This is a genomic window from Microbacterium sp. (assembly GCF_035277845.1).
Classification (GTDB): Bacteria; Actinomycetota; Actinomycetes; order Actinomycetales; family Microbacteriaceae; genus Microbacterium.
Map to the genome: position 1 here is coordinate 1 of NZ_DATEJS010000011.1, position 4,624 is coordinate 4,624.

Genomic DNA, 4,624 nt, shown 5'->3' on the forward strand with positions numbered 1-4,624 from the left:
CCGTCGAGACGACGACCCACGAGAACACGACGCGGACGGCGCACGACGGCACCGCGGAGGATGCCGCTGCTGAAGTCGAGCACGACGGTGCCACCGCGGGCGACGGCGCCACCGAGGACAACCAGGGCGACGGCCAGGGCGATGCGGACCAGGAGAGCGGATCCGGCGACACCCAGATCGGCGACAGCCAGGGCGGCGACAGTCAGGGCGGCGACAGTCAGGGCGGTGACAGCCAGGGCGACGGCGATCACCAGGGAACGACCCAGTCCGGCCAGAGCGGCGACGAGCAGGGCAGCACGACGCACGACGGCACAGGCGACTGACGTCGTGTGAGACGGAGGGTGCGCGCGATGCCCCGCGCGCACCCTCCGTCTCGTGAGCGTTTCAGGCGAACAGACGCTGCAGGCGCTGGATGCCTTCGAGCAGCTGGTCGTCGCCGAGCGCGTACGACAGGCGCAGGTAGCCGCTGGGGCCGAACGCCTCGCCGGGCACGACGGCGACCTCGGCCTCTTCGAGGATGAGGTCGGCGAGCTCGAGCGACGTGGTCGGCGTCTTCCCCGCCCACTCGCGGCCGAGGAGCCCGCGCACGTCGGGGTAGGCGTAGAACGCGCCGAGCGGGGTCGGCACCTCGAGGCCGTCGATCTTCGACAGCTCGGCGATGATCAGGCGGCGGCGACGGTCGAAGGCCTGACGCATCTGCTCGGCCTCGTCCTGCGGGCCGTTGAGCGCGGCGACCGCGGCGAGCTGCGCGATGTTGTTCACGTTGCTGCACAGGTGCGACTGCAGGTTGGACGCCACCTTGATCGCGTCGGCCGGTCCGGTCATCCAGCCCAGGCGCCATCCGGTCATCGCGTAGGTCTTGGCGACGCCGTTGACGAGGATCGTCTGACCCGCGACCTCCGGGCACGCCTCGACGATCGAGACGGCGCGGACGCCCTCGTACACGAGGTTCTGGTAGATCTCGTCGGAGATCACCCAGATGCCGTGCTCGACGGCCCACTGGCCGATCGCCCGGGTCTCGTCCTCGGTGTAGACGGCGCCGGTGGGGTTCGACGGCGAGACGAACACGAGCGCCGTGGTGCGGTCGGTGCGCGCGGCCTCGAGCTGCTCGACGGTGACCTTGTACTCCTGGTCGGCGCCGGCGAAGACCTCGACGGGCACGCCGTCGGCGAGCTGGATGGCCTCGGGGTACGTGGTCCAGTACGGCGCGGGCAGCAGCACCTCGTCGCCGGGGTTCACCACCGCCTGGAACGCCTGGTAGACGGCCTGCTTGCCGCCGTTGGTGACGACGACCTGCGCCGGCGAGATCTCGAGGCCGGAGTCGCGCAGCGTCTTGGCGGCGATCGCCTCGCGCAGCACCGGCAGGCCGGCGGCGGGGGTATACCGGTAGTTCTTGGGGTCGTGCATCGCCTCGATGGCGGCATCCACGATGAACTGCGGGGTCGCGAAGTCGGGCTCGCCGGCGGCGTACGAGATCACCGGGCGGCCGGCCGCCTGCAGGGCCTTGGCTTTGGCGTCGACCTTGAGGGTCGCGGACTCGGCGATGGCGGAGAGCTTGCGGGAGAGCGGGGCGCGTTCTGTCACGCCTCAAGCGTACCGGCGGCGCACCCCCGCTTTGCGGCCACGGTGTACGGGCGAGTAGGGGATGCTGTACATCGCGTCCTGTGATGCTGCCGGATCCTCGAGGCGGCTCTCACACCAGCAGGTACAGGGCGCCCACCACCGTGAGGATCGTGACGATGCGGTCGAACAGGCGCTGGTCGAGGCGCTTGGCGAGCCAGCGCCCCGCGAACGCCCCGGCCACGACGAGCGGCACGAGTGTCAGATCCAGCAGCAGCACCGGCACGTCGATGAGGCCGAGCCCCACCATCACCGGCAGCTTCGTCCAGTTGACGATCGCGAAGAACCAGGCGGACGTGCCGAGGAACACCATGACGGGTGTGCGCATCGCCAGGAAGTACATCGACATGACCGGGCCGCCCGCATTCGCGACCATCGTCGTGAAGCCGCCCATGGCGCCGTAGCCCACGGTCACGAAGCGGTTGTGGGGTGTATCCCCGGTGCCGGTCGAGGCCACGCGCCGACGCCACAGCGTGATCACGACCATGATGAGCAGGATCACGCCGATCACCCGCTTGACGACGGTGTTGTCCGCCACGAGCAGGAACCCGGCGCCGAGGGCGAGACCCACCAGCACGGCCGGCGCGAGGCGCAGCAGTGTCGGCCAGTGCGCGTGGCGGCGGTAGGTGAGCAGAGCGAAGACGTCGCCCACGATCAGCAGCAGCAGCATCGCGCCGGTCGAGGTGCGCGCCGGCAGGATCGCGGCGAACAGTGCGATCGAGATCGTGTTGGCGCCGGGCAGCGCCGTCTTCGAGATGCCGACGACCACGGCGCACAGCGCGAGCAGCGCCCACGCCCAGGGCAGAAGATCCGGCATCCCATCCAGGCTAGCGGGCGGGATCCCGGACCGCGAACGCGATCAAACCCGCGCGCCCACCACGTCCGCGACGGGGGCGTAGGGGAGGTCGGGGAACGCGTCGGCCACTCCGCGGTTGGTGAGCACGCCGTCGTGCGCGTTGAGGCCGCGGGCGAGCGCCTCGTCGGCAGCGATCAGGTGACCGCGCCGCGCAGCTGGAAATCGGGGGCGCGCCACAGCTCGTCGTCGAGCACGCGGCGCAGGGTCTCGACGGCATCCCACACGTCGGCGTAGCCGATGTACAGGGGGGCGATGCCGAACCGCAGCACCTCGGGCTCGCGGTAGTCGCCGATGACGCCCTGGGCGATGAGGGCCTTCATGACGGCGAATCCCTCCGGATGCTGGAACGACACGTGGCTGCCGCGGTGGTGCTCGTCGCGGGGCGTGATGAGGGTCAGCGGATGCCCCGCCAGGCGGGTCTCGACCAGGCGGATGAACAGCGACGTCAGAGCCAGCGACTTGCGGCGCAGGGCCTCCTGGTCCACGCGCAGGTGCAGGTCGACGCCCACCTCCATGGTGGCCATCGACAGGATGGGCTGCGTGCCGACGAGGAAGCGCCGCCCGCCCTGCGCGGGAGTGTAGGCGTCGGCCATGTCGAACGGGCGCGCGTGCCCCCACCAGCCGGTGAGCGGCGACGTGGCGCGGGGCAGGTGGCGGTTCGCGACCCAGATGAACGCGGGGGAGCCGGGGCCGCCGTTGAGGTACTTGTAGGTGCAGCCGACGGCGAGGTCGGCGCCGGCGTCCGCGACGTGCACCGGCACGGCGCCCGCCGAGTGGCACAGGTCCCAGATCGCGAGGGCGCCCGCGGCGTGGATGCGCTCCGTCGTCTCGCGCATGTCCCACAGGTGCCCGGTGCGGTAGTTCACCTGGGTGAGCAGCACCACTGCGACGTCGTCGTCGAGCGCGGCGTCGAGCTCCTCGGGGGCGTCGATCAGACGCAGCCGGTAGCCGTGGTCGAGCATCGTGATGAGGCCCTCGGCGATGTAGAGGTCCGTCGGGAAGTTCTCGCGCTCCGACACGATCACACGCCGCTGCGGGGCATCCTGCCGCTGCAGGCCCACGGCCGCGGACAGCGCCTTGAAGAGGTTGACCGAGGTGGTGTCGGTGGCGACGCATTCGCCGTCCCCGCCGCCGATGAGGCGGTTGAGCTTTTCGCCGATCCGCACGGGCAGGTCGAACCAGTGGTGCTTGTTCCAGCTGCCGATGAGGTCGGTGCCCCACTCCTGCGCGACGATGTGGGCGGCGCGTTCGGCGGCGGCGCGCGGCAGTGCGCCCAGGGAGTTGCCGTCCAGGTAGATGACGCCCGCGGGAAGCGAGAACTCGTCGCGCAGTGCGGCGAGCTCGTCGGTCCGGTCGGCCTGCACGCACTCCTCGCGCGTGGTCGGCTGCGCTGCATCGGTCATCACGGCTCACTTCCTCGTCGCGGTCCGCACTCCGATCGTCGGTGCGGGATTCGACGCTCAAGCATGGCCCGGATTCGGCAGATTGCCTAGGATGCTGAAGAAGATTCAGAAATGACGGATGCCGACGGCTCGGGGGCGGATCGGTGGCGGCCGGGGAGGCACGATGTCGGACGAGATTCAGCTGACGGCGACCGATCGCCGGATCCTCGCCGAGCTCGCCCGCGACGGCCGGCTCTCGAACAAGGAGCTCGCCGCCCGCGTCGGCCTGCCGCGCTCCACGTGCCACGGCCGTGTCCGGGCCCTCGAGGCCGCCGGCGTCATCCGCGGATACCACGCCGAGATCGACCCCGTCGCAGCCGGGGCGAGCGTGCAGGCGCTGATCCTCGTCGGCGTGCACGACAGCGTGCGCGATCACCTCCCACTCGTCACCGAGCGCGTGCAGCGCATCCCCGGGGTGCAGCGGGTGTACCTCATCGGAGGCGAGCAGGACCTCGTGCTGCATGTGGCGTGCGAGAGCGTGCCCGCGCTGCGGGACTTCATCCGGACGCACCTCGGCTCCGACCCCGACCTGGGGCGCACGCAGACCCAGCTGATTTTCGAGCAGCACCCCGGCGCGGCGGTGCTCCCCGGCTGATCGGGCGCATCTTCTCGATCCTGCTCTCGGAGGTTGAGCCGATCGAGGCCATCACCAAGCGCTTCTCCACGGCGCACATGTCCCTTGGTTCCCTCTCTCCCGAAGCCCATG

The 4,624-nt window shown here is 70.7% G+C and carries 5 protein-coding genes and 1 pseudogene; 2 read left to right on the forward strand and 4 right to left on the reverse strand.

Annotated features, from left to right (window positions below; all coding sequences use genetic code 11):
• A pseudogene (locus VJR25_RS00430) lies at window positions 1–323 on the forward strand (hypothetical protein); the annotation flags it as partial.
• 61 nt (window positions 324–384) lie between these two features.
• On the opposite strand, the gene VJR25_RS00435 reads toward VJR25_RS00430, so the two are convergent.
• The 4 genes from VJR25_RS00435 to kynU all read right to left on the reverse strand — a co-directional run bounded on the left by VJR25_RS00435 (window position 385) and on the right by kynU (window position 3,879).
• Entirely contained in the window at window positions 385–1,584 is a 1,200-nt protein-coding gene (locus tag VJR25_RS00435) for a pyridoxal phosphate-dependent aminotransferase (protein WP_324111386.1), read from the reverse strand.
• 109 nt (window positions 1,585–1,693) lie between these two features.
• Window positions 1,694–2,437, reverse strand: a complete 744-nt coding sequence (locus tag VJR25_RS00440; RefSeq protein ID WP_324111388.1) for a sulfite exporter TauE/SafE family protein — start codon at window positions 2,435–2,437, stop codon at window positions 1,694–1,696.
• A 42-nt stretch (window positions 2,438–2,479) separates the two neighbouring features.
• Window positions 2,480–2,653 carry a hypothetical protein gene (locus VJR25_RS00445; protein WP_324111390.1) on the reverse strand — a complete coding sequence of 58 codons (174 nt, stop codon included), beginning with the start codon at window positions 2,651–2,653 and terminating at the stop codon, window positions 2,480–2,482.
• A complete protein-coding gene (gene kynU, locus VJR25_RS00450) occupies window positions 2,611–3,879 on the reverse strand; it encodes a kynureninase (protein ID WP_324111394.1) in 1,269 nt (422 codons plus the stop codon). Before kynU ends, VJR25_RS00445 begins: the two co-directional genes overlap by 43 nt.
• Before the next feature lie 163 nt (window positions 3,880–4,042).
• On the opposite strand from kynU, the gene VJR25_RS00455 reads away from it, so the two are divergent.
• Window positions 4,043–4,513, forward strand: a complete 471-nt coding sequence (locus tag VJR25_RS00455) for an Lrp/AsnC family transcriptional regulator (protein WP_324111392.1) — start codon at window positions 4,043–4,045, stop codon at window positions 4,511–4,513.
• Window positions 4,514–4,624 lie beyond the last annotated feature (111 nt).

Bases quoted from the DNA above. Each gene is read 5' to 3' on its own strand.
- VJR25_RS00440 (WP_324111388.1), bottom strand. From the start codon at position 2,437: ATGCCGGATCTTCTGCCCTGGGCGTGGGCGCTGCTCGCGCTGTGCGCC.
- kynU (WP_324111394.1), bottom strand. From the start codon at position 3,879: ATGACCGATGCAGCGCAGCCGACCACGCGCGAGGAGTGCGTGCAGGCC.
- VJR25_RS00455 (WP_324111392.1), top strand. From the start codon at position 4,043: ATGTCGGACGAGATTCAGCTGACGGCGACCGATCGCCGGATCCTCGCC.